General features: G+C 44.9%; 21 protein-coding genes. 3 read left to right on the top strand and 18 right to left on the bottom strand.

Annotation, left to right across the window (positions count from 1 at the left end):
• Positions 1-149: 149 nt before the first annotated feature.
• From L0G63_RS08640 to L0G63_RS08575, 14 genes are all read right to left on the bottom strand, one after another.
• The gene (locus tag L0G63_RS08640) at positions 150-863 is read right to left on the bottom strand and encodes a hypothetical protein (RefSeq protein WP_301450280.1); all 714 of its coding nucleotides are present in this window, start codon (positions 861-863) and stop codon (positions 150-152) included.
• 81 nt (positions 864-944) lie between these two features.
• Positions 945-3,542 carry an ABC transporter permease gene (locus L0G63_RS08635; RefSeq protein WP_301450279.1) on the bottom strand — a complete coding sequence of 866 codons (2,598 nt, stop codon included), beginning with the start codon at positions 3,540-3,542 and terminating at the stop codon, positions 945-947.
• Complete coding sequence (locus L0G63_RS08630; protein WP_301450278.1) at positions 3,539-4,255, bottom strand: ABC transporter ATP-binding protein; 717 nt, start codon at positions 4,253-4,255, stop codon at positions 3,539-3,541. Before L0G63_RS08630 ends, L0G63_RS08635 begins: the two co-directional genes overlap by 4 nt.
• Positions 4,256-4,267: 12 nt before the next feature.
• Positions 4,268-5,104 (bottom strand): arylesterase, encoded by an 837-nt coding sequence (locus tag L0G63_RS08625; RefSeq protein WP_301450277.1) that lies wholly within the window; start codon positions 5,102-5,104, stop codon positions 4,268-4,270.
• Between the two features lie 159 nt (positions 5,105-5,263).
• Complete coding sequence (locus L0G63_RS08620) at positions 5,264-6,478, bottom strand: CynX/NimT family MFS transporter (RefSeq protein WP_301450276.1); 1,215 nt, start codon at positions 6,476-6,478, stop codon at positions 5,264-5,266.
• 348 nt (positions 6,479-6,826) lie between these two features.
• Positions 6,827-7,072, bottom strand: coding sequence for a (Na+)-NQR maturation NqrM (gene nqrM / locus L0G63_RS08615; protein ID WP_301450275.1), 246 nt, complete (start codon positions 7,070-7,072; stop codon positions 6,827-6,829).
• A gap of 141 nt (positions 7,073-7,213) precedes the next feature.
• Positions 7,214-8,377: an FAD:protein FMN transferase gene (locus tag L0G63_RS08610; protein WP_301450274.1), complete on the bottom strand. Its 1,164-nt coding sequence runs from the start codon at positions 8,375-8,377 to the stop codon at positions 7,214-7,216.
• A 151-nt stretch (positions 8,378-8,528) separates the two neighbouring features.
• Positions 8,529-9,329 (bottom strand): SDR family NAD(P)-dependent oxidoreductase, encoded by an 801-nt coding sequence (locus L0G63_RS08605; RefSeq protein WP_301450273.1) that lies wholly within the window; start codon positions 9,327-9,329, stop codon positions 8,529-8,531.
• Positions 9,330-9,497: 168 nt separating this feature from the next.
• On the bottom strand, positions 9,498-10,733 hold the full coding sequence (nqrF, locus tag L0G63_RS08600) for an NADH:ubiquinone reductase (Na(+)-transporting) subunit F (protein ID WP_301450272.1): 1,236 nt from the start codon (positions 10,731-10,733) through the stop codon (positions 9,498-9,500).
• A 122-nt stretch (positions 10,734-10,855) separates the two neighbouring features.
• Entirely contained in the window at positions 10,856-11,464 is a 609-nt protein-coding gene (gene nqrE / locus L0G63_RS08595; protein WP_301450271.1) for an NADH:ubiquinone reductase (Na(+)-transporting) subunit E, read from the bottom strand.
• On the bottom strand, positions 11,464-12,135 hold the full coding sequence (locus L0G63_RS08590; protein WP_301450270.1) for an NADH:ubiquinone reductase (Na(+)-transporting) subunit D: 672 nt from the start codon (positions 12,133-12,135) through the stop codon (positions 11,464-11,466). The genes nqrE and L0G63_RS08590 overlap by 1 nt, the downstream gene beginning before the upstream one ends.
• A gap of 1 nt (position 12,136) precedes the next feature.
• Positions 12,137-13,039 carry a Na(+)-translocating NADH-quinone reductase subunit C gene (locus L0G63_RS08585; RefSeq protein ID WP_301450269.1) on the bottom strand — a complete coding sequence of 301 codons (903 nt, stop codon included), beginning with the start codon at positions 13,037-13,039 and terminating at the stop codon, positions 12,137-12,139.
• On the bottom strand, positions 13,020-14,255 hold the full coding sequence (locus L0G63_RS08580; RefSeq protein ID WP_071002705.1) for an NADH:ubiquinone reductase (Na(+)-transporting) subunit B: 1,236 nt from the start codon (positions 14,253-14,255) through the stop codon (positions 13,020-13,022). Before L0G63_RS08580 ends, L0G63_RS08585 begins: the two co-directional genes overlap by 20 nt.
• Before the next feature lie 5 nt (positions 14,256-14,260).
• Entirely contained in the window at positions 14,261-15,613 is a 1,353-nt protein-coding gene (locus L0G63_RS08575; RefSeq protein WP_301450268.1) for a Na(+)-translocating NADH-quinone reductase subunit A, read from the bottom strand.
• 1,081 nt (positions 15,614-16,694) lie between these two features.
• Here L0G63_RS08575 and hisA point away from each other — a divergent pair.
• From hisA to L0G63_RS08560, 3 genes are all read left to right on the top strand, one after another.
• Positions 16,695-17,432, top strand: a complete 738-nt coding sequence (hisA, locus tag L0G63_RS08570; protein ID WP_301450267.1) for a 1-(5-phosphoribosyl)-5-[(5-phosphoribosylamino)methylideneamino]imidazole-4-carboxamide isomerase — start codon at positions 16,695-16,697, stop codon at positions 17,430-17,432.
• Between the two features lie 73 nt (positions 17,433-17,505).
• Complete coding sequence (locus tag L0G63_RS08565; protein WP_301450266.1) at positions 17,506-19,134, top strand: mechanosensitive ion channel domain-containing protein; 1,629 nt, start codon at positions 17,506-17,508, stop codon at positions 19,132-19,134.
• Between the two features lie 81 nt (positions 19,135-19,215).
• A complete protein-coding gene (locus L0G63_RS08560) occupies positions 19,216-19,515 on the top strand; it encodes a hypothetical protein (RefSeq protein ID WP_301450265.1) in 300 nt (99 codons plus the stop codon).
• 93 nt (positions 19,516-19,608) lie between these two features.
• On the opposite strand, the gene rnr is transcribed toward L0G63_RS08560, so the two are convergent.
• The 4 genes from rnr to thrS form a co-directional block, all read right to left on the bottom strand.
• Positions 19,609-21,885 (bottom strand): ribonuclease R, encoded by a 2,277-nt coding sequence (rnr, locus tag L0G63_RS08555; protein WP_301450264.1) that lies wholly within the window; start codon positions 21,883-21,885, stop codon positions 19,609-19,611.
• Between the two features lie 139 nt (positions 21,886-22,024).
• Positions 22,025-23,269: a toxic anion resistance protein gene (locus L0G63_RS08550; protein ID WP_301450263.1), complete on the bottom strand. Its 1,245-nt coding sequence runs from the start codon at positions 23,267-23,269 to the stop codon at positions 22,025-22,027.
• A gap of 331 nt (positions 23,270-23,600) precedes the next feature.
• On the bottom strand, positions 23,601-24,104 hold the full coding sequence (gene infC / locus L0G63_RS08545) for a translation initiation factor IF-3 (protein WP_058025272.1): 504 nt from the start codon (positions 24,102-24,104) through the stop codon (positions 23,601-23,603).
• 23 nt (positions 24,105-24,127) lie between these two features.
• Positions 24,128-26,062 (bottom strand): threonine--tRNA ligase, encoded by a 1,935-nt coding sequence (gene thrS / locus L0G63_RS08540; RefSeq protein WP_301450262.1) that lies wholly within the window; start codon positions 26,060-26,062, stop codon positions 24,128-24,130.
• Positions 26,063-26,728 lie beyond the last annotated feature (666 nt).

Below are 26,728 nucleotides of genomic sequence, written 5' to 3'. Positions count from 1 at the left end.
TTATTCTCCTGTTAGTGGATTATAAGCAGTTACACAGAGTTTGGGAAACTCCCGAGCGCTGACGAACACATTAAACTATGCTTATATCAGCGTCATATATCCTATAGAACCAGCACGAAATTAATGAATGATGACTCGCTCCAATGTAATTACAGACTTGGCAATAAGTTAATCAATTTTTCTCTTGCGTGCTTTTTCTCACTATGAAATGAGCTAGGGTGATGTATGCGGTAACATTGTGCTTCATACTCAGGTAATTTGAAAGCCCATAAATCCTTTGAGGGATAGCCCTCAATAGCCGTACATTCTCTCAACTCTGAATTTGGGAAGTATCTACGTCTTGCATCAACGCCCTGATTACCTGTAGCGAATATGACGATATCAGGATTCAGTACCTCAATTTGAGCGACAATAATCTTTTTAGAAATAGTTTCTATCTCTTTTATCGTTTCTTTATCTTTTATTTGATTAATATGCCCACCCTTGTAGTCAAAGGCATAGATATTAGCCCATAAGATACCGTTTTTACCGCTCTTGTTTGCAATATCACGCACAAAATTAAAGAATGATTTTCCTTGAGTATTTTTTTTCTCCTCTTCTAATTGATTTCCTATAAAACTTTTACTTTTAGCCATTAATCGCTTGATTCCATATTCGTTATATTGGAGGTCATTCCAACTTCCTAACCAATCTCTAGTTTCTCTACCAACAATCAGTATTTTATTGGGTGCTTGTTCGTATTCATCGGGTACACTTCCTAAAAGTAGTTTTGCTAAGCCTTCATAAGATAAAGATTTATCTAAAAAACCCTTATGCTCTTCGGAAATATTCATATAACGCTCAAACAATTTCTCTTGTAACATTTTCTTGTCCTAATTAAGGTTATGTTTATAGAAAAACCCTAATTAAGAGGTTTTTCTTTGCAAAGCCAAAATCCAATACATCTAAATCATCGCCCTGACCCGTGCCATAATCCCGCGCCCAATCACCAATCTCACATAAATAATGGCAATGGCAAACAGCAAGACGACTAACGCCGCACCGCCAATAGCCAAGCTCATCCACGGCACACTAAACTGTAGATTAAACCACTGCGTGATGGCTGCCCATGCGCCAACGCTGGCGATAACCACGGCAAAGGTCGCCGCGCTTACGCCAAGTACGCCAATCTCTAAGATATTAAGCATATACAAGTCGCGCTTTTGCATTCCTAATAGTCGGAAGGACGCGCTCTCTTGCATCCGATCTTGTGAAGTAGAAAGTAGCGAGCTGATCAGCACCATGACCCCAGTGAGTAGGGCAAGCAAAGTAAACACATAGACCAAGCGGCTCATTTGTACCACCAGCTCTTGGATTTGCTTCGCAATAGCCGTGCCATCGATGGTCGTGACCGCAGGGAACTGGCGTACCAGTTTGCCTTGTAGCTCTGGAATCGCATCTTCTGATACGTGCGCAGTGGCAAATTGAATCTGCGGGGCAGCGGATAGCACCGACGGCTCAAATAAGAAGTAAAAATACGGACTTGGGCCACGCTCATAGCGCGTTCGGATACTGGTGATCTGCCCGATGATCTCAATCCCTTGAATGTTAAAGCGCACCTGATCGCCCATACCGACATTGAGCATACTAGCGGCAGTGTCCAAGATAGATAAGGGTTTGACTTGCTGCTCGGCATCATCGATAGGCGTATACAGCGCATCGTCTGTGAGCGAGTCAACGATGTATTCGGTATCCATCACCGTATCAGCGTAGCTTAAGTTAAATACCCGCGTGGGATCATCAAAGCCATCCTCAGGCTCGATATCTTTTGCCGGTACATCGTTTGCTGTCTCCACACGCGCACGAATGACGGGATAATAAGTGACAGGCGCCTCAATGATCGCATCAATATCGTCATGTTGATCGCTCTGCACATCGAGCAAAAACAGATTGGGCGCGTCTTCAGGATAAGCATTGATAAACTGCGCATTGATACTGTGATTGAGTGTGGTGATGAGCGTCAGCACTGCGACCGACAGCGATAAGGTGACAAAGAATAATGCGGATTGATTGCCCTTGCGCGCCAGATTATGAATGGCGATACGCTGCATCCAACTGACCTTGGCATTGCTCGCCAACTTAGCAAGCAGCCATAGCCACCCACGCGCCAGTAGCCAAAATATCGCCACAAAGCCGATCAAGCCGCCCAATAACTGCGCGCCTAATGACAACGAACCCACTTCATAAGCAAAGAAGGCATACAGCCCTGCTAGCACTAACCCGTACCACAGTAATGGCACGCGTCGATACCACGGCAAGTTTTGCGCCTGCGTGCTCGCCCCTTGATTGAGTAGGGTAGCGGGTTTGGTGGTGTTAAGTGCGCTTAAACCGCGCTGTGCAATCAGTAGCGTTAGAGCTAAAGCAATCACAATGGTTTTAATAGCACTGATTGGATTGATGGCGAGACCAACGTCAGCAGGCAAGATAGCCACCAGATACGGCTGACCGATTTGAAGCAAACCCAGACTAAGGACAACTGCTGCAACACAAGCAATGGCAGTCGTGATGATAAGCAGTTGATAATAGCTACGTTTGAGTGAACCAAGCGGCTCGCCGAGCGCCAAACGAATGGCATTATTGGACTGCTGCTTGCTGACGAACGCGCTAATGACGCCGTACATGGCGACCGCAGAGAGTAGCAGTACGGCAATGACCAGCAGTTTTAAGAACATCAATACATTATCAGAGATACGCGAGACCGAAGTGTCCGCCGAATCAGCATCAGAGAGCTCGATATCAGGATAGCTGGTCAGTATGCCTGTGAGCTTTTTGCGCTGCGTGTTTATCAGCTCAGGATCACCTGCCATCTCGATACGGTAATTGATGCGGCTGCGCTGACCAAGTAGATTGGTCGCCTCTAACGCATCTTGTTTCATCAAGACCCGCCCACCAAAACCAAAGGCGGTTAAAGGTCGATCAGGCTCTTTGGTCAGCACATCACTGATCGTAAACTGCGCATCGCCAATATCGATACGGTCGCCGACACTAGCATTTAGGCTACTGAGCACTTCTGGGGCGACGACGATATTGTCAGCGGTTAGTTGCTCCCACAGCGGCTTTCCTGAGGCAAGCTCAGCGGTACCATACAAAGGGTAAGACGGTGTGACGGCTTTGACGCTGGCAAGCAAAGTTTGCTCATCAGTGACAAGCATGGCGCTAAACTGATAATCATATACGGTCTGCGTATCGGGGATGGTTTCTACTTGCGCCAATACCTCGCTTGGCCAGTCTTGCTTACTGTTTAAAATCAAGTCGCCACCAACGAGCGCACGCTGATTGTCATTGATATAGCGATCGACAGACTGCTGCACAGAGTCGAGGGTCAGGTAGGTTGCAAGTGACAAGGTCAATGTGAGTAGAAACAACACTGGATACACCCAGCGCTGCCACCAACTACGGCTGAGTGCTTGCGAGCCTAGGGTTTTGGTAAACAGTTGATTGAGCATGCTGGTATCAGTCTTTTTTATATCAGTCGATGTGTTGTCTGTCAGCTTTTCATTCATGTCGGTACAATCCGTCCGTCATGCATGGTAATGACGCGATCTGCCATCTCGGCAAGCGCAGAGTCATGCGTCACGACCACCAGTGCCGAGCCAACCTGCTGGCGTAAGTCCAATAACAATTGCATGACTTGATCGGCATTTTGCTCATCGAGGTTCCCTGTCGGCTCATCGGCAAAGACAATTTTAGGATGCGATACTAGCGCTCGTGCCACCGCTGTACGCTGCTGCTCACCACCTGATAACTGATTGGGTAAGCTGTGACGGCGATGACCTAGGTCGACCGCATCGATCAGCTTGTTGACGCGTGATGGGTTTGGACGTCTGGCAATATCAAGAAGAAAGGCGATATTTTCAGCGACAGTTAGGGTCGGCAGTAGATGAAATGACTGAAAGACAAAACCCATATCACGCTGTCGAATAACCGCAAGTGAGTCTTCATCAAGACTGCTGAGCGTTTGATCTGCCAGCGATACCGTACCACTATCAGGATAATCTAGTGCTGCGAGTAAGCCCAGCAAGGTGGATTTGCCCGAGCCTGATTTGCCCATGATGACCACAAACTCGCCAGCATTGACGTATATATCGACGTCCTTAATGATAGACAATTTTTGCTCACCGACTTGCACAGTTTTGTTTAACTGAGAGGCGGTAAGTAGGGCAGATTTTTCAGTATCTACTGGCGGTATTGATGTGGCAGTCGAAGGTGATGTCATTACAGTGTCTCGTTAAGTGGACTCGTTTGTCGTATTTTTGGTTGTGTCGGCCTGAGAGGTTTCGGCTGCTGTGACTTCTTGTAGCGTGGGCTCTAAGATAGGTAAGATATTGTCATTGACGATGATGGTGTAGCCTTCTTTGGTTGGGTGAATAGCATCTGCTTGGTTGAGCTCAGCGTCACCGCCGACACCCTCCAAAAAGAATGGTATCAGAGGAACACTCATGTCTTTAGCGACGCGAGGATAGATATCTGAGAACGCGGCAACGTAGTCATCGCCCAAGTTATCATAGATCGACATCCCGCCCAAGATGACGACACTACCATTGTCTTGTAAACGTTTAACAGCCGTACGGATATTGGCTTCAATCGTCGCCACGTCGATACCGCGTATAGCATCGTTAGCACCAATGGTCAAAATCGTCACATCAGGTTTGGTTTGTAATACCCAATCTAAGCGATTGACGAGTCCCGTACTGGTTTCACCGCTCAGTCCAGAGTTGACCACCTCAGTATTCTTATAACCCATTGCTTGCAGACGATCTTCTAGCTGAGCTGGATAGTTATCATCTTTATCCACCCCAAGACCCTCTGTCAATGAATCACCTAGGGCCAAAATAGTGATTGGGGCGTCGTTGACTTGCATATCGGTGGGTGCATCAGCATTGGCGTCTACGGACGTTGTATTGGCTTGGTTGTCTGTCGTTTCAGTATCTGAGCGTTGGGTGTCAGTCGGTTGATTCGGTGTGGTCGGCTCAGTCTCTTTTTGGCAACCACTGATCGCCATGACAGCAGCGAGCATGGCAATAGCAGGCAGGCACTGAGCGAGCCGAGAAGGGGTATTTAGCATGGGTGTTATGTCCTATAAGCAATCAAGCTGATGTAGAGTCAGCTCAAGATTTAAATCATCTTGCACTGACTATAGCAAAATAAGACAGGGACCAATATTGCCCTAAGGTTAATTTCAAGACAGCTTTATTGCGCTTTAGAAATCAAAAGCTTATGGAAGTCAAATGTATTTACCATCGACCATCACTGGACGACTGACGAGCCAAGCAATCACAACGTTTGCAATCATCAGTACCAGCATCATAAAAAGCGGCAGACTCCAGCTATCAGTCGCTTCATGGAGCCAGCCTGTACCGAGTGGGCCAAAAAACGCAATTAAATAACCCACCGCTTGTGCCATACCAGACAGCTCGCTTGATTGATTGGTGGTATACGTCCGCAATGAGAATAGCATCATACTCAAGGTAAAAATCGCTGAACAACCAATTCCCATCATGGCTGACCATAGCCACGCCAACTCAGTGGACAGATAGCTGATACCCAATACGCCAATGACGTTAAGCACAGCGGCACAGACAGCGAGCGCCTGAATAGGACGACCGCGATTGATCAGCCACGTCAGGCTCAAGATAGAGATGGGTGCCATGAACTGAAACACAGAACCCATTTGTCCAGCGCTCACCGCCGATAATCCTTTGCTGACCAAAATAGAGGGCAAAAAACTGGCAACGGTATAAAACAATAAAGACTGTAGCCCCATAAAAATAGCAATTTGCCAAGCAAATGCCGTACGCCACATGGAGATATCAGAGGCGTCTGAGTCGGTTGAGAGGACGGGTTGATGGTTGGATGAGCCCAAACGCACACGCAAAAACAGCCAAATAAACAAGGCAAAAATACCTAAAATCGTCCATCCACCCAGCGCCCACTGCCAACCTACTTGCTCAGATAAAGGGAGGACAATACCTGAGACTATCCCTGCAGTCACTGTCATCGTGAGGCTAAACACCCCAGTTATCAATGGAATGTGCTGCGGAGTGCGCTGCTTGATGACGGGTGCGGCGAGTGTATTGGCAAAGCCAATGGCTAGAGTAAGTAACAACGTCCCCATCAAAAACCCAGTCCACGTTGGGATGACGGTACGAATCATCATACCGATGCTCAATAACGCAATCATGGTAATCAAGGTATTCTCAAGTCCAAAACGCTTGCCAATAGCTGGCGAGATCAGCGCCCCAAGAGCGAAACCCAGCATCGGCACCGCGCCCAACCAACCAATCTCAAGCTCTGAGATATTAAGCGCTTTTTGCACCACTGGCGCGATAGCGCCAAGGGCAACAATGGGAGCGCGCATGTTGGTTGCCAGCAGAATCATGGCGCATAATACTAACCAAAAGGTGAAACGAGAGGATGGCAGATTGGAGGAGGTAGACATAGCAATACAACGATAACAATGAAAAAGGACACGTTATAAAACAGCGCCGAAGAATCGTCGCTTGTAAAACAACACCAGAGAGCATTTACTCAGACACGTACCTAAACGGCAATCGATAACGTCAATTAGAACCAAAAATTTTTAGAAAACAAGACAGATACGTTTGCTAGCCAATTTTTCAAATAGAAAGTATCTAGAGCGTGTCTAAATAGGAATAATAAGAGATGGCATAGGAATAATAAGAGATGGCGACATGAAAATAACGCCAAGTCACTTTGAATGACTTGACGCTATTATACGAACATGTGTTAGGTAAATACTACCCACGTATGGTAACTCGTCGCGCTTTTAGACTGATTTGCCTAATTGAGCAGCCTTTAGTGCGTTTTCTTGTTGTTCTGCGATTAAGGAGTCGCACTTATTGGGATCATTACCACAGAACGAGCATTGCTCATCGCCCATTAATTTGGCAACACCGCCACAGGAGCCTTTAAGCGGCTTTTTTTTGACCATATAACCGATACCCATAAACACGAAAAACAGGACAAATACAGTAAAGGTAATGGCAAGCATGGGAAGCAGTTGGCTAAGCATAGAGGAAACCTCATTGTCAAAAGTGGGGCAGTGGCTCTTGATGATAACGGTGTATTGTCAATAGCAACTAACTAATAGTATAGCAAATTTTGCGCTTACTCGCTGTGTGTTAACGTATCCTATTGTGTCAGTGCCAGTGTCTTATGAGGGCTTTTTATCGGTACGTAGGGCTTTCATTGCAGGTGTTTGAACCACTTGCCAATCGTCAATATCGTCACCGGAGATGCTATCGCCAGCACCTTTATCATCAGAACGGTCTGTTTTGATATCATCAGCCAACACCACAAACATAGCAGCCAAGTTTTGGGCTTTAGCGACCGCTAGTGCTTTATGATAAGGCATGGCGGTCAGAGCGGTTGCCCACGCATCCGCCAATGCAACAGAATCGGCCGCGACAGTGACGGAGGGCGCACCGCCTGCGATGGGTTTGCCAGTGATCGGATCAATGGTATGGCTATAGCGCTTGCCATCGAAGATGACAGAGTTGCGATAGTTGCCTGAGGTGGCAAGGTGCATCTGGGTCGCTGTGTTTTTTGGCTGACGGATGGCAGAGATTGTTTGGCGCTCGCTAACAGTGCTGCCCTCGATAGGGGCATCAATCGCAATTTGCCATGGTTGCTGCTGGCTATTGACGCCAGATGTCGAAATCTCTCCCCCAATCTCAACCATATAATTACGAATTTGATAATCCTCTCTCAGCACATCGGCGATGACATCAACCCCATACCCTTTGGCCACCGCAGAAAAATCAAGCTCAACGCCATCTTTGGTTTTAGACACCGTTTGGTCTTTTTTGATAATGCTCTCAAAGTCTACCAGTGCTTTTGCTTGGGCAATCTCGAGCGCTGTAGGCGGACTTTGTAGACGCTCGACTGTCATGGTGCTACCAAAGCCCCAGGTCTCGACAAGCGGCATCACCGTAGGATCGAATGCGCCGCCAGACTGCTCATAGACAATCTTTGAGACATCCAGTACCCGACTAAAATCAGCGTCAATGGCAATCGGTGTGCCTTTGCCCAGCTGATTGAATTTGGTTATGGTTGAGTCACTTTGATAGGTCGACATGCTGTCATTGATTTGCTTTAGGCGCTCATCAATCGATGCCTGTATGGCTGCCTCATCCACATCTTCAGGCAACTGATAACTGATATGGTAACTGGTTCCCATGGTCTCACCAGTCAGATAATTATAGTCTGGTGTTTGCTGGCAGGCGCTGAGACTCACCATACTAGCGAGACCCGCAATGCCAAGCAAAGAAGCATTTATGGGTTTTGAGGAGGCGGAGCAGTATCGGGTATTTTTCATAGGATCTTCGGTATAACGCAGAAATGAGTTGGGGTATAAAATAAGTCAGGCCTATTTTACACCCCTTAACCCTACAAATACCAATGATAGCAATGTTTGGTGACAATCTACTGCATGGCAAACTACTGCAGACTAGCTACTACATAATAAGCTATTTTACTTGCGACTCACGTATGAGCTTATAAAGCTTGGGCGGTGAGACACGATTGACCCGTGTTGCCAGCTTTTCTTTACTGCCAGCGACCACGATATATTCTTCACCTTTTGAGAGTGCCCTCACCACTTGCTTTGCAAACTCAGTTGCCGTGAGACCGTTATTGGTTGCTTCATCCATGGTGCCCTGAGCGCTGCCATCACCTGTCAAGGCATTGATAGAGATGTTGGTCTGAATAAATCCTGGGAATATCGTCGCAACCTCTATACCTTCGTCATGCAACTCTGCTCGTAAACTGTTTGCCCACATATGCAATGCGGCTTTGGCTGCGCCATAGGCGCCGCGATATTGTGTTCCTAGTAATCCTGCCACACTCGATACCATGACGATTTTGCCGCCACCTTGTGCGATCATATCAGGCAGTATCAGTCTGGTTAGTCGCGTCTGAGCAAAGTAATCTACCTCCATAATCTGACGCTCGACGTCTTCGTCAGTTTCCATGATGAGTGAGCGCTGGCTAATACCGGCGTTATTGATGAGCCAATCAATGTTTCCAGCCTGAGCTTTGGCATTGTCATAGGCGGCTTTTGCTTGAGCGGCATCACTAATATCAAAAGGAACGACGATATGTTTTTTGGAGTGCTTGCAGCTTTTTTTGACGACATCGAGCTTTTTCTTATCGCGTCCACTCAGTACGATCTTAGCACCGCGCTTGGCAAAGGCAATCGATAATGCTTCTCCAATACCACTAGAAGCACCCGTGATCCAAATGGTTAGATCTTTATATTTGGTTTTCATAAGCATCCTTTCTTAATATTTAGAGCGTTCATAATATAGGATAATAAAGCGGCTCTACCAGTGAGATTTGTAGCCTAAAAACTCAAAACCGCTACTAAACAAACAAAAAAAAGAGCCTCAATTGAGACTCTTTTTACATACACTTTTAAGTTTATCTGGCGGGGTTATTTAACCACCGAAATCATCAAGCATGATGTTTTCGTCTTCTACGCCCAAGCTGTGTAGCATATCGATCACAGCAGCGTTCATCATCGGTGGCCCACACATGTAGTATTCACAGTCTTCTGGGTTTGGATGATCTTTCAGATAGTTTTCGAGCAACACGTTATGGATAAAGCCTGTTGGACCTTCCCAGTTATCTTCTGGTAATGGGTCAGACAGAGCCACATGCCATTCAAAATTGTCGAACTCTTCTTCTAGCTGATCGTAATCTTCAACATAGAACATTTCACGGATCGAACGAGCTCCATACCAGAAACTGATCTTACGATCTGTTTTCAAGCGCTTGAGCTGATCAAAGATATGCGAGCGCATGGGGGCCATACCAGCACCACCACCGACAAAGATCATTTCAGCTTCAGTCTTCTTGGCAAAGAATTCACCATAAGGACCTGAAACCGTCACTTTGTCGCCAGGCACCAGACTAAACACCCATGAAGACATTTTGCCCGGTGGAATGCCGTCAGGACCACGTGGCGGTGGACTTGCGATACGGATGTTGAATTTGATGAGGCCTTTTTCTTCAGGGTAGTTAGCCATTGAGTAAGCACGGATAACGGGCTCATCAACTTTTGAGACGTATTTGAAGATACCGAATTTTTCCCAGTCTTCTCTATATTCTTCATCAATCACAAAGTCTTTATAATGCACTTCATGCGGTGGCGCTTCAAGCTGTACATAACCACCAGCGCGGAAGTTTACTTCTTCGCCTTCTGGAATTTTTAGTACCAGCTCTTTAATGAAAGTCGCAACGTTATCGTTTGAGATAACCTCACATTCCCATTTTTGTACATCAAAGAACTCAGGATCAATCTCAATTTTCATGTCTTGCTTAACAGCTACCTGACAAGCCAAGCGCATGTGATTGCGAATCTCGCCTTGAGTAAAATAGCCTTCTTCGGTGGGCAAAATAGAACCGCCACCTTCAATAACGCGGCAACGACACTGCGCACAGGTACCACCGCCACCACACGCTGAAGACAAAAAGATGCCTTCGCCCGCTAGCGTTTGCAGTAGTTTACCGCCTGCTGGTGTCACCACGTCATTATCGGGATTATCATTAATATGGATAGTGACATCGCCTGAACTGACCAGTCTTGAGCGCGCCGCCAAAATAATAGCGACGAGGCCCATGATGATCAAGGTAAACATAGCAACGCCACCAATCGCCGTAGCGTAATCCATGGTAGGTATCCTTAATCTATGGAGTAGGGGTGCGAAGACATTTTTTATGCTGTGTCCGAACCCTTACCGAATAAATGAATTGAATAGATCAAATAGCTAATAGAAGCTTTGAGCTTAGTAGTTTAGATGGACATACCACCGAACGACATAAAGCCGAGCGACATAAGACCAACCGTGAGAAAGGTAATACCAAGACCGCGCAATGGCGCTGGAATGTCTGAGTATTTGAGCTTTTCACGAATACCTGCCAATGCAGTAATAGCAAGTGCCCAACCGAAGCCTGCGCCCACACCATAGACGACAGATTCACCAAAGTTATAATCACGCTCGACCATAAATAGTACACCACCCAAGATGGCACAGTTTACGGTGATTAGTGGTAAGAATACCCCAAGCGCGTTGTATAAACTTGGTACAAACTTGTCCAAGAACATCTCTAGAATCTGTACGGTGGCTGCAATCAAACCGATGTAACTAAGCAATCCTAAGAAGCTCAAGTTGATATCAGGAAAGCCTGCCCAAGCCAATGCACCATCTTTTAGAATGAACTGGAAAAGTAAATTGTTTAGCGGAACGGTGATGGCCATCACGACAATCACAGCAACCCCTAGACCAATCGCTGTCGAGACTTTTTTGGATACGGCCAAAAAAGTACACATGCCTAAGAAATAGGCCAGTGCCATGTTCTCAATAAAGACTGAGGTTATAAATAAGCTAACATAATGTCCCATTAGTGACCGCCTCCATGTGCCATGCCTTTAGACTGCGGCTTCATTACAAACTCAGCTTCTTCAACTTGCTCTGGCTTCCAGATACGGACGATGGCAATGAATAAACCAATGATAAAAAATGCCGATGGGGGTAACAGTAATAAACCGTTTGGTATGTACCAGCCGCCATCAGTGACGGGTTGTAGGATGGTGATACCAAACCATGTGCCAGCACCCAATAGCTCACGAACAGTCGCAACAAACAACAATACTGCCGAGTAGCCAAGACCGTTACCGATACCATCTAAGAAGCTTGGGATTGGTGGGTTACTCATGGCAAATGCTTCAGCACGGCCCATGACGATACAGTTGGTAATGATCAAGCCAACAAATACCGACAGACCTTTACTCACATCATAAGCGACGGCTTTTAGGACCTGATCTACCAAGATAACCAATGAAGCAATAATGGTCATCTGTACGATGATACGAATGCTCGATGGAATCTGCTTACGAATAATAGAGATAAAGAAGCTTGAAAATGCCGTCACCAAGGTGAGTGCCACACACATGACCATGGCATTGGCCATACTCGTTGTGACTGCCAGTGCCGAACAGATACCAAGAATCTGTAGGGCAATGGGGTTATTATCAAAGATAGGCGTGGTTAAAATACTTTTAGTGTCAGCCATTTTATGCCTCCTTGCCATTAGCTATTGGTAGCGCGGCTGCCAATTCGGTGTTAGGTTGAGCGGCCGACATTGACTGATTTGCTTGCGTATCTGCATCATCAAGGGTCTGACGGCTCTCTTTACGTAGCATATCTAGATAAGGCTTATAGCCTTGATCGCTTAACCAGAACTGAATCATGTTGCTGACGCCGCGACTTGTTAGTGTTGCGCCGCTGATACCATCGACCCAATTGTCTTTTGGATTACCCGCTTTGGTCACACCAGTAGCAACGTCGCCATTGTCATCATAAGAATGGATGCCATTCCACTGTGCGCGCCACTCTGGCTCTTCAATACGAGCGCCAAGACCTGGCGTCTCTTTATGCTCATAAAAACTGATACCTTTGATGGTATTCATGTCACTTTCAAGCGTTAAGAAACCATAAATCGTACCCCATAGCCCGTAGCCTTGAATAGGCAATACCACCAGTTCAGGTTTGCCTGCGTCATCTTCTTTGACATAGACTTTGGCGTATTTTGGTTTACGGCCAATACCAGCAGGATCATTGTCGCCCAAGTCTTCGCTTAAGGCTTGGTTTTTGGTCGCTTGACTGGCGTCATAAGCATTACGGTCAGGAATACCCGCCGTTTTTAACTCATCGTCATCAAGGTAGTTACCTTTGTTTAGATCAATGATTTTGACATCAAAGTCTTTAAAACGTTCGGCGACATCATCTGCTGTATCAGACTCAGCATTGTACATGTCAGCGGCGACCAAGATGTTTTTATTGCGATCCAAGCGTGCATTTTCGATTTGTGCAGGTTTTAGGCCAACAGCGACAGCTGAGACCAATACTGAACACACCAAGCACAGCGTCAAAGCCACACTGATGGTTTTGGCATTATTACTTTTGGGCTTGGACATAACGAACCCTCCGAGCAGTTTGGCGTTTGATATTTGCTTGGGTCACAAAATAATCAAACAGTGGAGCAAATAAGTTGGCAAACAAGATAGCCAGCATGATGCCTTCTGGGAAAGCTGGGTTAATAACACGAATCAGAACGGTCATAAAACCGATCAAGATACCATAAGCCCAGCGGCCCTTATTGGTGTGGGCAGCAGAAACGGGATCGGTTGCCATGAATACTGCACCGAACGCAAAACCACCGATAACCAAGTGCCAGTAGAATGGCAAGCTCATCATCATATTGTCATCAGAGCCAATCAGGTTGAACACCAGTGAAGTGGCAATCAAACCAACCACACAGCCTGCCATGATGCGCCAAGAAGCGATACGCGTCCATAACAATACGGCAGCACCCATCAAGATAGCTAGGGTTGATACTTCACCGATACTGCCTTGCATGTTGCCTAAGAATGCATCACTCCACGTGATGGCATTGCCATAGACATCAACAAAGTCTTGAGGAACCACACCAAGCGCGGCAAGCCCAAGCGGGGTCGCACCTGAGAACCCATCTACAGCTGTCCATACTGAGTCGCCAGACATATAGGCTGGATAGGCAAAGTATAAGAACGCACGGCCTGATAGGGCAGGGTTCAAGAAGTTTTTACCAGTACCACCGAACACTTCTTTTGCGACCACCACACCAAAGATAATACCGAGGGCAACTTGCCATAAAGGAATATCAGGTGGTAAACATAGTGCAAACAGGACTGACGTCACAAAGAAACCTTCGTTAACTTCGTGTCCGCGGACGACCGCAAAGATAATCTCACAGAGAATACCGACGGCAAACGTCACGATATAAATCGGCAAAAACTGCATGGCCCCATAAACAAAGCTTGCCCAGATACTGTCTGGGTTGTATCCTGCCATACTAGTGATGACCGTGCGCCAGCCTTCAGGTTGCAGACCGAGCTGAGCGATAGCGGTTAGTGCTTGATGACCGATGTTGTACATACCCCAAAACATTGCTGGGAAAGTACATAGCCATACCGTAATCATAATACGCTTTAAGTCGATACCGTCACGAACGTGTGATGAAGCGTACGTTGTGGTGCCTGGCTGACGAAGAAACGTATCAAACATCTCAAAAATAGCATAATACTTTTCGTGTTTGCCGCCTTTGGTAAAGGATGGCTCCATACGATCGAACATATTGTGTAAAAATTTCATCGTGGTTAGCCCTCCAGCTCAATGCGCGTTAAGTTATCACGCAAAATATCACCGAACTCATATTTGCCAGGAGATACAAAGGTGCATAGTGCCAAGTCTTCTTCATCCAACTCAAGTGCACCCAAATCAGTGGCACTGATGATGTCTTCGACAATCAAAGCACGTAACAATTGAGTGGGTAGATAATCTTGAGGCATGACTTCTTCATAGACACCAATCGGTACCATTGCTCGTGGTGAGCCATTACTTGTTGTGGTGAAATTGTACTTTTTGCCACCAAAGAACTGCGAGATGTAGATAGGCAGCTTTGAGAAGCGGTTTTTACCGGGGCTAAAGAAGTGAAACGCAGGACGCTCACGACCTTCAGGCAGTGCACTGATCTGGTTGTGGAAGCGACCAAGATAAGCGATATTGTCAAATACTCTGCGACCAGACAATACTGAACCTGAGATGATACGGTTCTCGCCTGCCGCTAGCTGACCTTTGGTTAATGCCGTAATATCAGCACCACGCTCGGTTGCAATCAGATGCGGATTGGTAACCGCAGGGCCAGCCAAGCTTAGCATACGACGTGTATATAGATGTCCAGTTGTGAACAGCTTACCAATCGCAATCACATCTTGATAACCAATCGTCCATACGGTCACGCCGCGGCTGATAGGGTGCAAGAAATGAATGTGCGTACCTGCAAGACCTGCTGGATGTTTACCCGCAAAAGCATGATACTCAGTGACATTGTTCGTTGCAGTGTTTGCAACTGGCGTCAACTGGGCATCACCATGGTGGCAGACAAAGGTCTTGGGCGTGAGTGTTGAGAGTACTGCTAGGCCATCATTGAACGCTTGTAGCTGCTCATTGATTACCAGCATTGGATCAAGGGCGAGTGGATTGGTGTCCATTGCTGTCACAAAGATAGCATGTGGACGAGCGCCGATTTCGGGCGCACGGCTATAGGGACGTGTGCGAAACGCAGTCCATTCGCCAGAGGCAATCAGTTGGGTTTCAACGACTTCAGAGTCTAGGTCAGCAAGCTGCTGTGAGTCATAGCGCTCAAAGTCTACTTCTTCACCATTCGGGTCGACCTCAATCACAAGACTCTCAAACACTCGACGTTCGCCACGTTTAACAGCGACGATCTTACCAGCAGCAGGGGCAGTATAGATGACGCCAACACGCTTTTTGTCTTCAAAAACGGGCTGACCTTTGGCTACAATGTCACCTTCTTTAACATTCATCGTAGGCTTCATGCCCACGTAATCATAGCCAATAAGTGCTACATGTGTCGGTTGGTGCTCAGATATCTCGCGGGAGGGTTCACCGGTGATGGGCAAATCCAAACCTTTTTTGATGGTAATCATAAGCGAAAACTTAGTCCATAGTCTAAAACGATACCAGACATCCTGTTTGGTACATCGGTAGCTTGAACATTTATCTCACTCAATAAAGCCTTCAATCATCTATTTCTATACTGAAATAAGGATGAAAGCTCTCTGAAGATAATACATGATCATAACTACTATTAAGAGTATTAACGCTGACCTTAGACTCCTTAACAACACGTTAATGTCTTATTCGAATTACCAAAGTGGCGACTGGCTACCAAGGTGTATGCTAAAACTATTGAATCAAAATCAATCGCCAAAAGCACATTGCCAACAGAGATTACTTTGAAAATAACAGCCTTATCATACGTTTCATTGAAATTAAAAACTTGTAATACCAGTATGATGGGCCACTTTTATCCAATCAGCATCATTCAAAAATACGCAATTTTTTAGAGGTGTGACTAAAAACGATCTATTGAAGTAGATGATAAACTGGCTAAAAGACAACCTAGATAAGCAAGCATCACATCATTTTTGTGAGCTGCCAAACTCTAGTCATAACTGTTTTATATTGTTAGCTAGTAATAGGGTTTTAAACGGCATCCAATGGGGCTTTATACTGCAGAATCGGTGGTATACAGACTACCAGATTAGATTTCTATTATAACCCTTTTTGGCAATATATCAGTTAATATCATACGGATATATTGAGCCATTGCTCATTGTCTCTGAGGCATTATGAAGTGCGATTAAGCAATACCGTCTCAACAAAAAGCGTAACGCATGGTTACTATCACATAGAAACAAATAAAAATATACCTAGGATTATACGCTAAATTGACCTAAAATTGCCAGTCAGTAATAGAATTTAACGAATGTTGGTGCCGATTCTACGTACTACAACTGACGGCCATAACTATTTGGTTTTGGTTGTATTCCATCTTTGTTTGAATAGACTTTCACTCTATTTTGCCTGATTGGTGACGCTGTCTGTACGCTATGCCGCGTTTGCGTGGTGTTTTCTATCGTGGTCTGATGCTTCGATTTCGTTTTATTCTCAACAATGTAATTGTCTAAATTTATTGCCAATATTATGCTTTATAAGGAATGCTATATGTGTGCTGTGCCTGTCATTATCCCGGCTATTGATTTAAAAGATGGTAAGTGCGTACGTTTAAAACAAGGCCGTATGGAAGATGATACGGTATTCTCTGATAATCCCGTTGCCATGGCGGCACGTTGGGTAGATGAGGGCGCACGCCGTCTGCATTTGGTCGACTTGAATGGGGCTTTTGATGGCGTACCAGTACACAGACAAGTGGTCAATGATATTACCAAAGCCTATCCTAATTTGCCTATTCAGTTGGGCGGCGGTGTGCGCAATCTAAATACCATCGAGCAGTACATCACTGCAGGTCTAACTTATATTATCATCGGTACAAAAGCGGTTGAAGAGCCGGATTTTGTGGCAGAAGCTTGCCGTGAATTTGCAGGACACATCATTGTTGGTATCGATGCCAAAGACGGTATGGTCGCCACTCATGGCTGGGCCAATGTTACCGATACCAAGGCTACTGAGCTTGCCAAACGTTTTGCTGATGTGGGCGTCTCTTCCATTGTGTATACTGATATTGCTCGTGATGGCATGATGCAAGGTGTCAACGTGCCACAAACGGTCAATTTGGCTCGTGAAGGTGGGTTGCCAGTGATTGCTTCAGGTGGTGTTACTGATATGAAAGACATCGAGCTATTAAAGCTTTATGGTGATTGTATCGAAGGTATCATCACTGGTCGTGCCATCTATGAAGGCACATTGGATCTGAGCGAAGCCCAACGTTATCTAGATCGCTAAGCTCTAAGCTCAGACAGCGAGTTATTACTCAACGCTGAGTAATACACAATCTGCAAACAAGCAAAGGATGCTTATGACCACTTATTTTGACCATCTATCTATACGCCGCTTTATAAATGCGTGGGGTCAAATGCTGTTGCTGCTCAGCATCTTTTGTACATGGCCCGCCTACGCAGCTGGTGAAGAACTCTCTGGTATTGCAACCGCGCTCGGCATGGAGAGTGCAGAAGAGGCAACACCTGATAGTGATCCTGCGCCAGACGAGGAAGTATCAGACCCCGCCACCTCATCACCGACACCTGCCCAGCCCCCCGTCATCAGCGGCGAGAGCACCAATAACGGTCAAATTGAAACCACACCCACTCCGCAAAAAGACAATGACATACGTCAGCGTATCAATGGTATTTTCTCTGAAATCGAAGGCCTACAAGCCGTTACTGTCAGTGTGAGCCAAGGCGTGGTCACCTTGGCAGGAGAGACTGCCAACGAAAAAAAAGCGCAGCAGGCCATCAATCTGACCAACCGTTTGACTGATGTAGTCACCGTTGATGACAATATCAATCGCACATTAGATGTCCAAGAAAATGTCTCGACAGTTTATCAAGGGCTAAAAGCGCAACTGGAAAACTTGGTGAAGGCGTTACCTTTACTGTTAGTCGGCATCGTTATATTTGCATTGGTCACATGGTTTGGTAGTTGGTTGTCCAATCGCAAAAGAATGTGGCAGCGCTTAACGCCAAATCCGTTTGTTGCTGAGCTATTATCACAAACCGTCAAAGTTATCTTTATCATCTTTGGTCTGATCTTGGGACTGAGCCTCATCGGGGCAGAAACCATCTTAGGTACTTTGCTTGGCGGCGCAGGTGTCATCGGTATTGCCGTTGGTTTTGCGGTCAAGGATACCATCGAAAATTATATTGCCTCACTAATGCTCAGTATCCGCCAGCCATTTCGCGCCCGTGATCAAGTGGTCATTAATGGTCAAGAAGGTATCGTGGTTCGCCTTACTTCGCGAGCCACGATCTTGATGACGCTAGATGGTAACCAGCTGCGTATTCCCAATGCTGAGGTGTTTAAAGGCACTATTCTCAACTACACCAAAAACCCTGAACGCCGCTTTACTTTTGAGTTGGGAGTGGATGCCAATGATGATCCGCTAGCAGCCATCAAAGTGGGACTGGATGCGATCGATACGCTCGCATTTGTGTTGGAGGAGCCCAAAGCCATAGCGGTGATTACCAATGTGGGTGATTCCAATATTGTGCTAGAGTTTCAGGTATGGGTAGATCAATCAGAGACGGACTTTGCCAAGGCCCGTAGTATTGCCATCAGAGAGACCAAACATGCACTAGAAAACGAAGGCTTTAGCTTGCCTGAACCCATTTATCGTTTGCGGTTTAACGACAAATTAGAGAAAGCCATTGAACATATGCAGAACAGTACGAGCAGCGCTAAATCTGACATGACGATTACCTCAACCACGCCTGAGCCTACTTTTACCCATCAAGATAATGAGAATCCTGTTGATGATAAAGATAAAAAGCAAGCGAAGGCGCGAGCCAAAGTTATTTTGCAAGGCCGTAATGCTGATGAGGTCCTCGATGCCCGCCCTGATGACAAGCTGATGGAAAAGGTGGAGCAAGAGATTGTTCAAAGCTCAGATGAAACGGATTTGCTCAATAATAATAGTCCGCAAGAATAGTAAGAGATAGTAGGTTTAAAAGTAGGCACAAAAAGTGCAATGAAACTCGTATTTGGTAGCTAATCAAAGACGAGATTTTTTATGGAAATGAAGCATGTAATCATATTTGCCGTAATCGGCATCGTAGCATTGCTTGGTTTTAACATCATCAATGGCAATAGTCATGAGAAAAACAGAGAGGTTGCCGTTAGCAGTACTGTTTCTGAACAGCCTACAGCAGCTGTATCTGATGCAGATAGCTCTAAGAATAGCTCTGCAAATATCGCCAGCAAACCACTGGGCGAACAGCCAAAAGCCATTTTAGATGATGCAACCAATAAAATCGATCAAGCACAGCAATCTGAGCAAGATCGTTTGGAACAGATGAGTAATGCACAGTAAAAAAATATTTAACCTAAAACTATAAATAACAAAGCATAAAAAAGGGCCAACGTTATCGTTAGCCTTTTTTATTTATGGTGCTACAGTTTCAGATTAGCTTTTTTTGCTAGATCCTCTACGGTTATTACTTCTCTTTGCTGGACCTTTCTTAGACGGCTCTTTTTTGGCAGGCTGCTTTTTTGTCTGGTTCATGGCACTAGACTGAAGTTTTTCTTTTAAGTCAAAGTCAATTTGCAGTAAGTCCATGTTGACGCCAGCAACCCGTACTTTTACTAAGTCACCCAGCCCAAATAGCGTGCCTTTGTCTTTACCAATAAGCTGTTGCTGCTGCTCATCATAAACAAAGAAATCATCGCCCACATTGGAGATATGTACCAAGCCATCGATGTATAGATCAGTCAACGTAACGAATAGGCCGAAGTTGGTCACGGTCGTCACAACCCCTTCGAACTCTTCACCGACATGATCCGTCATATAATGACACTTGAGCCAAGACTCTACAAAGCGAGATGCTTTTTCTGCACGGCGCTCTGTATCAGATGTCTGTGTACCCGCGCCGTCAAGTGAAAAATCCATGACAGGTTGCTTGCTGTTTGTTACTTTCGCTTTGATCGCACGATGCAGCATTAGATCTGGATAACGGCGAATCGGCGAGGTAAAGTGGCTATATTCATCATAAGCCAAGCCGAAGTGACCAATATTGTCAGGGGCGTAATTTGCCTGCATCATCGAGCGCAGCAACATGCTATGAATGCTAATCGCATCTGGTCGGTCTTTGGTTGCTTCAATAATACGCTGATAATCGGCTTGCGTTGGATTCTCTTCTGGGAAGGGTAGGCCAAAGTTTTTTGCATATTCGTGAATACGCATTGATTTTTCATTATCAGGCTTATCGTGGTTACGATATAAGACTGGCAGCTCATGTTTGAGTGCAAAGTTTGCCGCGCAGGTATTAGCGAGGAGCATACACTCTTCAATCAGCTTCTGAGAGTCACCGCGAGTACGCGGTAATATAGCGTCAATCCCGCCTTTTTCATTAAATTTGATGTAGGTTTCAACCGTCTCAAACTCCATGGCATGACGCTCTTCACGTTTTTTGAGCAGTAACTCATAAAGCTGATGCAATGTATCAATCGATTTTTTGACGTCTTTATTGCCCGTTAATGATTTAGGAAGTCTTTTATCAGTCGGATTGACAAAATAGTCGTTCACTTGGTTATACGTGAGACGCGCTTGTGAGTGCATCACTGATGGATAAAACTCATATCCTGTGACCTTACCTGCACGTGATATTTTAATATCAGCCACCATGCATAGACGATCAAGGTTAGGGTTCAATGAACACAGACCATTAGAGAGGACTTCAGGGAGCATCGGAATCACACGATGCGGGAAGTATACGGACGTACCGCGCTCGTAAGCATCTTGATCTAGTGGTGAGTTTGGCGTGACATAGTAGCTGACATCCGCAATTGCGACCACGACGCGGTAGTTGCCGCCTGAGCGCTTCTCAGCAAATACGGCATCATCAAAGTCACGAGCATCTTCACCATCGATAGTAACGAGTGGCAGATGACGCAAATCTGTGCGACCTTTTATGTCTTTCTCAGTTGGTTCTTGATATTCAGCAGCTTGTTTGAGCGCCGCTTCACTGAAATCTGATGGGATATCATAGTTGAGTAAAGTGGTCTCAATAATCAGCTCTCGATCGTTATCATCAGACAATACCTCAGTGATCTTGCCAGTGGCAAATTCATGCTGGTTCGGCCAGTCGATGATATCGACTTTGACAGGCGCGCCTTGTTTGATATTGAGGGCTTGGACATTATCATCAGTGACAGTGATTGGTTGATGACTGTTTGGACTACCAAGCTCAACACAAAAGCCCTCTTCATCACGCGCAAGTGTACCGATAAAGTTGTTCTGGCGGCGCTCAATCACATCGACAATACGACCTTCAGTACGACCGCGATTGTCTGTTGACGTGCCAACTGCTGCTACTGTATCGCCATTGAATACCCAGCGCATTTGTTTTTCATGCAAAAATAAATCTGGCATATCACTCAATACCACAAAGCCAAAGCCTTTTGGATGTGCAGATACGGTGCCTGTAACGATATCTTGCTTAGTGACTGTGCGATAGCGATAGGGACGGCCTTCGCGATTGACTTGACCGTCGCGTGCCATGGCTTTTAGGCGATTGCCCAAAGCATCAAACTGATCTGGATCTTCAATCTCAAAGATCTGCGCCAGCTGCTTGTGAGTGACTTCCCCATGCTCACCAATCGTACTGAGTATCAACTCACGACTAGGGATTGGGTTGTCGTATTTTTGTGCCTCACTTGAGGCGTTTGGATCATTCCAACTCATAAATTACCGTATCTATTTTTTAAATTATTAATAGTGACTATCTTAACACGAACGGCAGCGCAATATCTTGCGTCAATTGCCTTATGTGCCTTCAATAGCAGAAAGCGTTGCATTTTTAAATGAACGCTATTGGGATCAATCAAATATCGATATCAACACTGCTTGATTTATCGGTGATTTTTTTACTGTCTAGCTCTTTTGATACTTCTAGCACCGTCGTTTGATTTGATTTATCCAAGTATTTCTGTGCTTTATCGACTTCAGTGGTCAAAGTATTGACCGTTTGTTTCATATTCTCTAATGCTTCAATTTTATAATTACTGATCATATCCATGGTGTCATAGACATTATTGAAGGCGTTTTGCAGTTTATCAAGCTCAATGCTACTATTGGTTGCTTGCTCATGGATTTCACCTGACTGACGTTTGAGCATGGCAGAGGTTGACTCAATCAAACTACTGGTGGTCTTGTTTAACGCAGTGATCTGATCAAGTACCAATTTTTGATTGGTCATGGCTTGAGCAACTACCACCGCCGTACGTAGTGCTGAAACAGTGGTCGTCGTTGCTCGATCAACCCCTTTAATCAGCTCTAGATTGTTTTTACGGATGGTATCGAGTGCTAGATAACCTTGCACATTGACGGCCAACTGAGTTAAAAAGTCAGTGTTTTTTTGACGCACATAAAACAGCATCTCTTCTTTGATAATACGCGCTTTTTCAGGATCAGTCGCTTCTATGGCGTAGACTTTTTGCTCTAGTTGTTCATCTATCTTTTTGCCAACATAGATATACTGGCGTATAGACTGCATCAGCTCCCACATATTGACTTTTTCTTGCTCAATCATTGCATTGTCTTTGAGCAATTCATCTTTACCATTATATAAACTGGTTACTACTGCATTGATATGCGATTGCGCTGACTCATACTGACGGAAATAGTCTTGAACTTTATTGCCAAATGGAATCAAACCAAAGAGTTTGCGAGAGCTGGTCAGCTCTTTTTTGCTTGGGTCTAAATCTTCGACGATCCCGCGTAATTCGGTTAAAGATTTGGCAATAGGGGAGTTGTCAAACAAGCTGTCATTAAGGCTTTTGGCCGGTAGCTCAAGCATGCGATTAGAGACTTGAGCGGATTCACGAATCTCTTGGGTGCCCAGATTATGAATGGATTGGACGTTTTGCTGAAATTCTGGACTGTGCACGGAGTTAGTAATGACGTGATCGACAAAGGCGTCTACTTTGGCATCCAGCTCCGGAATTTGACTTTCATCTAGCTTAATCATTTGATCTGCTTCACTTTTTTGTACTTCTCTGACAGGCTCTGGCGCTGTTAGTGAGATACTGGGAGTGGCGGCATTTTCTGGTGGCGTTAATTCTTGCATGAAAGTTCCCTTGATGTCAGATAAAAGCAGTGTTTTTATAAACGACTCTATTGGTCGTGATATAGATTATTGTTATACACTAACTAGAATTTTTTAAAAACGCGAAGAAGCAAATACAAAACAGATCTTTAGACTACCGCGTAATCAAATGGTTGAGAAGGTGGGTTTTGTAAAATAGCGTCAGCCAATTATAACTGGCCAGATACCTCTAAAAAGACAGATGTTAAGGCAGATAATAAAAAACCATCAATATCCCGTAGCATATTGATGGTTAGAGTTATAAATAACTATATTGACTAACAGCCACTACTTAAAGCAATCTCATAAAAGACTACTTTTTCTTAGTAGGTCCAAGCAGCATACCCATTTGACGACCTTCCATCTTAGGGTACTGTTCGACGTTTGAGATATCAGCAGTATCTTCAATGATACGATCAAGTTGTTTGCGACCAATATCTTGGTGCGCCATTTCACGTCCGCGGAAACGGATGCTAATTTTAACTTTGTCTTGATCTTCCAAAAAGCTGATAATTTTTCTCAGTTTCACCTGATAATCGGCCTCTTCGGTACTAGGACGTAGCTTCATCTCTTTGAGCTGAGTCTGCTTTTGGTTTTTCTTAGCTTCTTTAGCCTTTTGCTTCTGATCATAAAGGAAGTGCTTATAATCCATGATCTTACATACTGGCGGCTTAGCTTCAGGAACTAATTCAACCAAATCTAGGTTTTCATCACGTGCCGCTTTCATCGCGGTTGCGATATCAACCACACCCATTTGCTCGCCATCTTCTTTGACGAGACGGACTTCTTTGACGTTGATATCTTCGTTGATGTTCAAACGGTTGGACTGTTTAATAGGTATTACTCCTCATCTGTTTTTGGGGTCTGTCGGCCTTTTTTACTGACAGCGGTCTGTACTAATGTAATAAATTCAGAAACACTCATCACGCCAAGGTTTTCACCTTCGCGCGTTCGGACGTTGACACTGCCCGATTCCACTTCTTTATCCCCTAATACTAGCATATAGGGAATACGTTCTAATGTTTTCTCTCGTATCTTAAATCCAATCTTTTCGTTACGCAAGTCGCTAACCGCACGAATACCTGCGTTTTTAAGCTCACTAACCACGTTTTCACAGGCATCAGCTTGCTTATCAGTGATGTTCATGACCACAACTTGTTGCGGTGCTAGCCATACTGGCATCCAACCGGCATAGTTTTCGATCAAAATACCAATGAAACGCTCAAATGACCCTAAGATGGCACGGTGTAACATAATAGGTACTTCGCGATCGTTCTGCTCATTGACGAATTCAGCATCGAGGCGCTCAGGCATATTGGGATCTACCTGAATGGTACCGCACTGCCAAATACGACCTAACGAGTCTTTTAGACTAAACTCAATCTTTGGACCATAGAAAGCGCCTTCGCCAGGTAGGTAATCCCAGTCTAACCCTGAGCTATCAAGCGCATCTGCCAATGCCTTTTCTGCAAAGTCCCAAGACTCATCACTACCAACACGTTTTTCAGGGCGAGTAGAGAGCTTCATAATAATGTTGTCGAAACCAAAATCTTCATAGACAGCAAGTGTTAGCTTGATAAATTCTGCTACTTCTTGTTGAATCTGTGCTTGCGTGCAAAAGATATGCGCATCATCTTGCGTAAAACCACGTACGCGCATCAAACCATGCAGTGAACCTGATGGCTCATTACGATGACAAGAACCAAATTCAGCCATACGTAGTGGCAAGTCACGGTAAGACTTTAGGCCTTGATTGAACACTTGCACGTGGCAAGGGCAGTTCATCGGCTTTACCGCATAATCACGGTTTTCACTAGAGGTCGTGAACATATTAGTTGCGTAGTTGCCCCAATGTCCTGAGCGCTCCCACAAGCTACGGTCAACGATTTGTGGCGTTTTGATCTCTTCGTAGCCATTGTCGTATTGTACTTTACGCATATATTGCTCAAGTACTTGATAAATTGTCCAGCCATTCGCATGCCAGAACACCATACCTGGCGCTTGCTCTTGCATATGAAATAGGTTCAGCGCTTTGCCAATTTTACGATGGTCACGTTTTTCTGCTTCTTCAATACGCTGGATATAGGCTTTTAGTTGTTTTTTATCAGCCCAAGCAGTACCATAAATACGCTGTAATTGCTCATTCTTGGCATCGCCGCGCCAATAAGCACCTGACATTTTGGTCAGTTTAAATACTTTCAAAAAGCGCGTATTGGGCACATGCGGGCCACGGCACATATCAACGTATTCTTGATGATGATACAGACCAAAAGCTTCTTCACCTGGCATATCATTAATAAGCTTCAGCTTATAATCTTCATTGCGTGATTCAAATATCTCAATTGCTTCAGCACGTGGCGTCATCTTTTTGATAACGTCATAATCTTGCTTGATCAGCTCCATCATGCGTTTTTCAATCGCTTCCATGTGCTCAGGCGTGAATGGCGTTTCACTAAAGATATCGTAATAAAAACCATCATCAATAACAGGACCAATGACCATTTTGACATCGGGATAAAGCTGTTTCACCGCATGACCAAGCAAATGCGCACATGAGTGACGAATGATATCGACACCGTCATCGTCTTTTGGTGTCACGATTTCAACATTGGCGTCAGCAACGATTGGGTCATGAGCGTCTACTAAATGACCATTGACACGTCCAGCAACTGTCGCTTTAGCGAGCCCTGTCCCAATACTTTGCGCCACTTCCATGACTGTTGTATTACCTTCGAAGTTTTTCACGCTACCATCGGGTAAAGTAATCGCTACCATAATCTATTCGCCTATTATTGGGTCCGTTGGCAGTGATGATTGCAACCATCAATCATATAACCGTAAGACCACGTCAATTATATCCAATCATTCTGATATGTGATGAGAGTTACACACTACTTTAGAAGCTATATATTGTGGATTTTATTGGTTATTCAAGAGTAATGAACCAATATCGGTACAATAAGCTGTCGCTTGTCATATCACTAAAAGTGAGGACAAACGAAAACAAGTAATGTAATAGAGTAACTATTATAGCAAAAGCCGTCTACCAACACTAGATATCAAGGGATAAGGCAGTAGCTTGATAGGGAGGATAGGTAATGTATGGAAAAAAACAAAGAAAGCTCTGGACACCTAAATGTCTAAAATAAACCCTGTACTATACAAAGCTATATAACTTTATATAGTATTTATTATAGGAATACCCCACTCTCAACTTCGAAAGTGATTGAAAAAAGAAGAGCACCTCACTAATCTATTGTTTTCGACCAAGAATACAATAGACCTCTTGCAAAAGTACCGTTTTATTGACCTTCGTTAACGGAGTATCAATGGCTAGCAATGACTTATGCAAGAGATCTAATGGAGTTGTGAGATGCCCATAGACAAATTTATCATCAATATCTATTTAATGGTAGAGCAATATTACAAAATAGTCGTCAC

It is taken from the genome of Psychrobacter sp. (genome assembly GCF_030454045.1).
GTDB lineage: Bacteria > Pseudomonadota > Gammaproteobacteria > Pseudomonadales > Moraxellaceae > Psychrobacter.
This window is presented reverse-complemented; position numbering and strand designations above follow the sequence as displayed.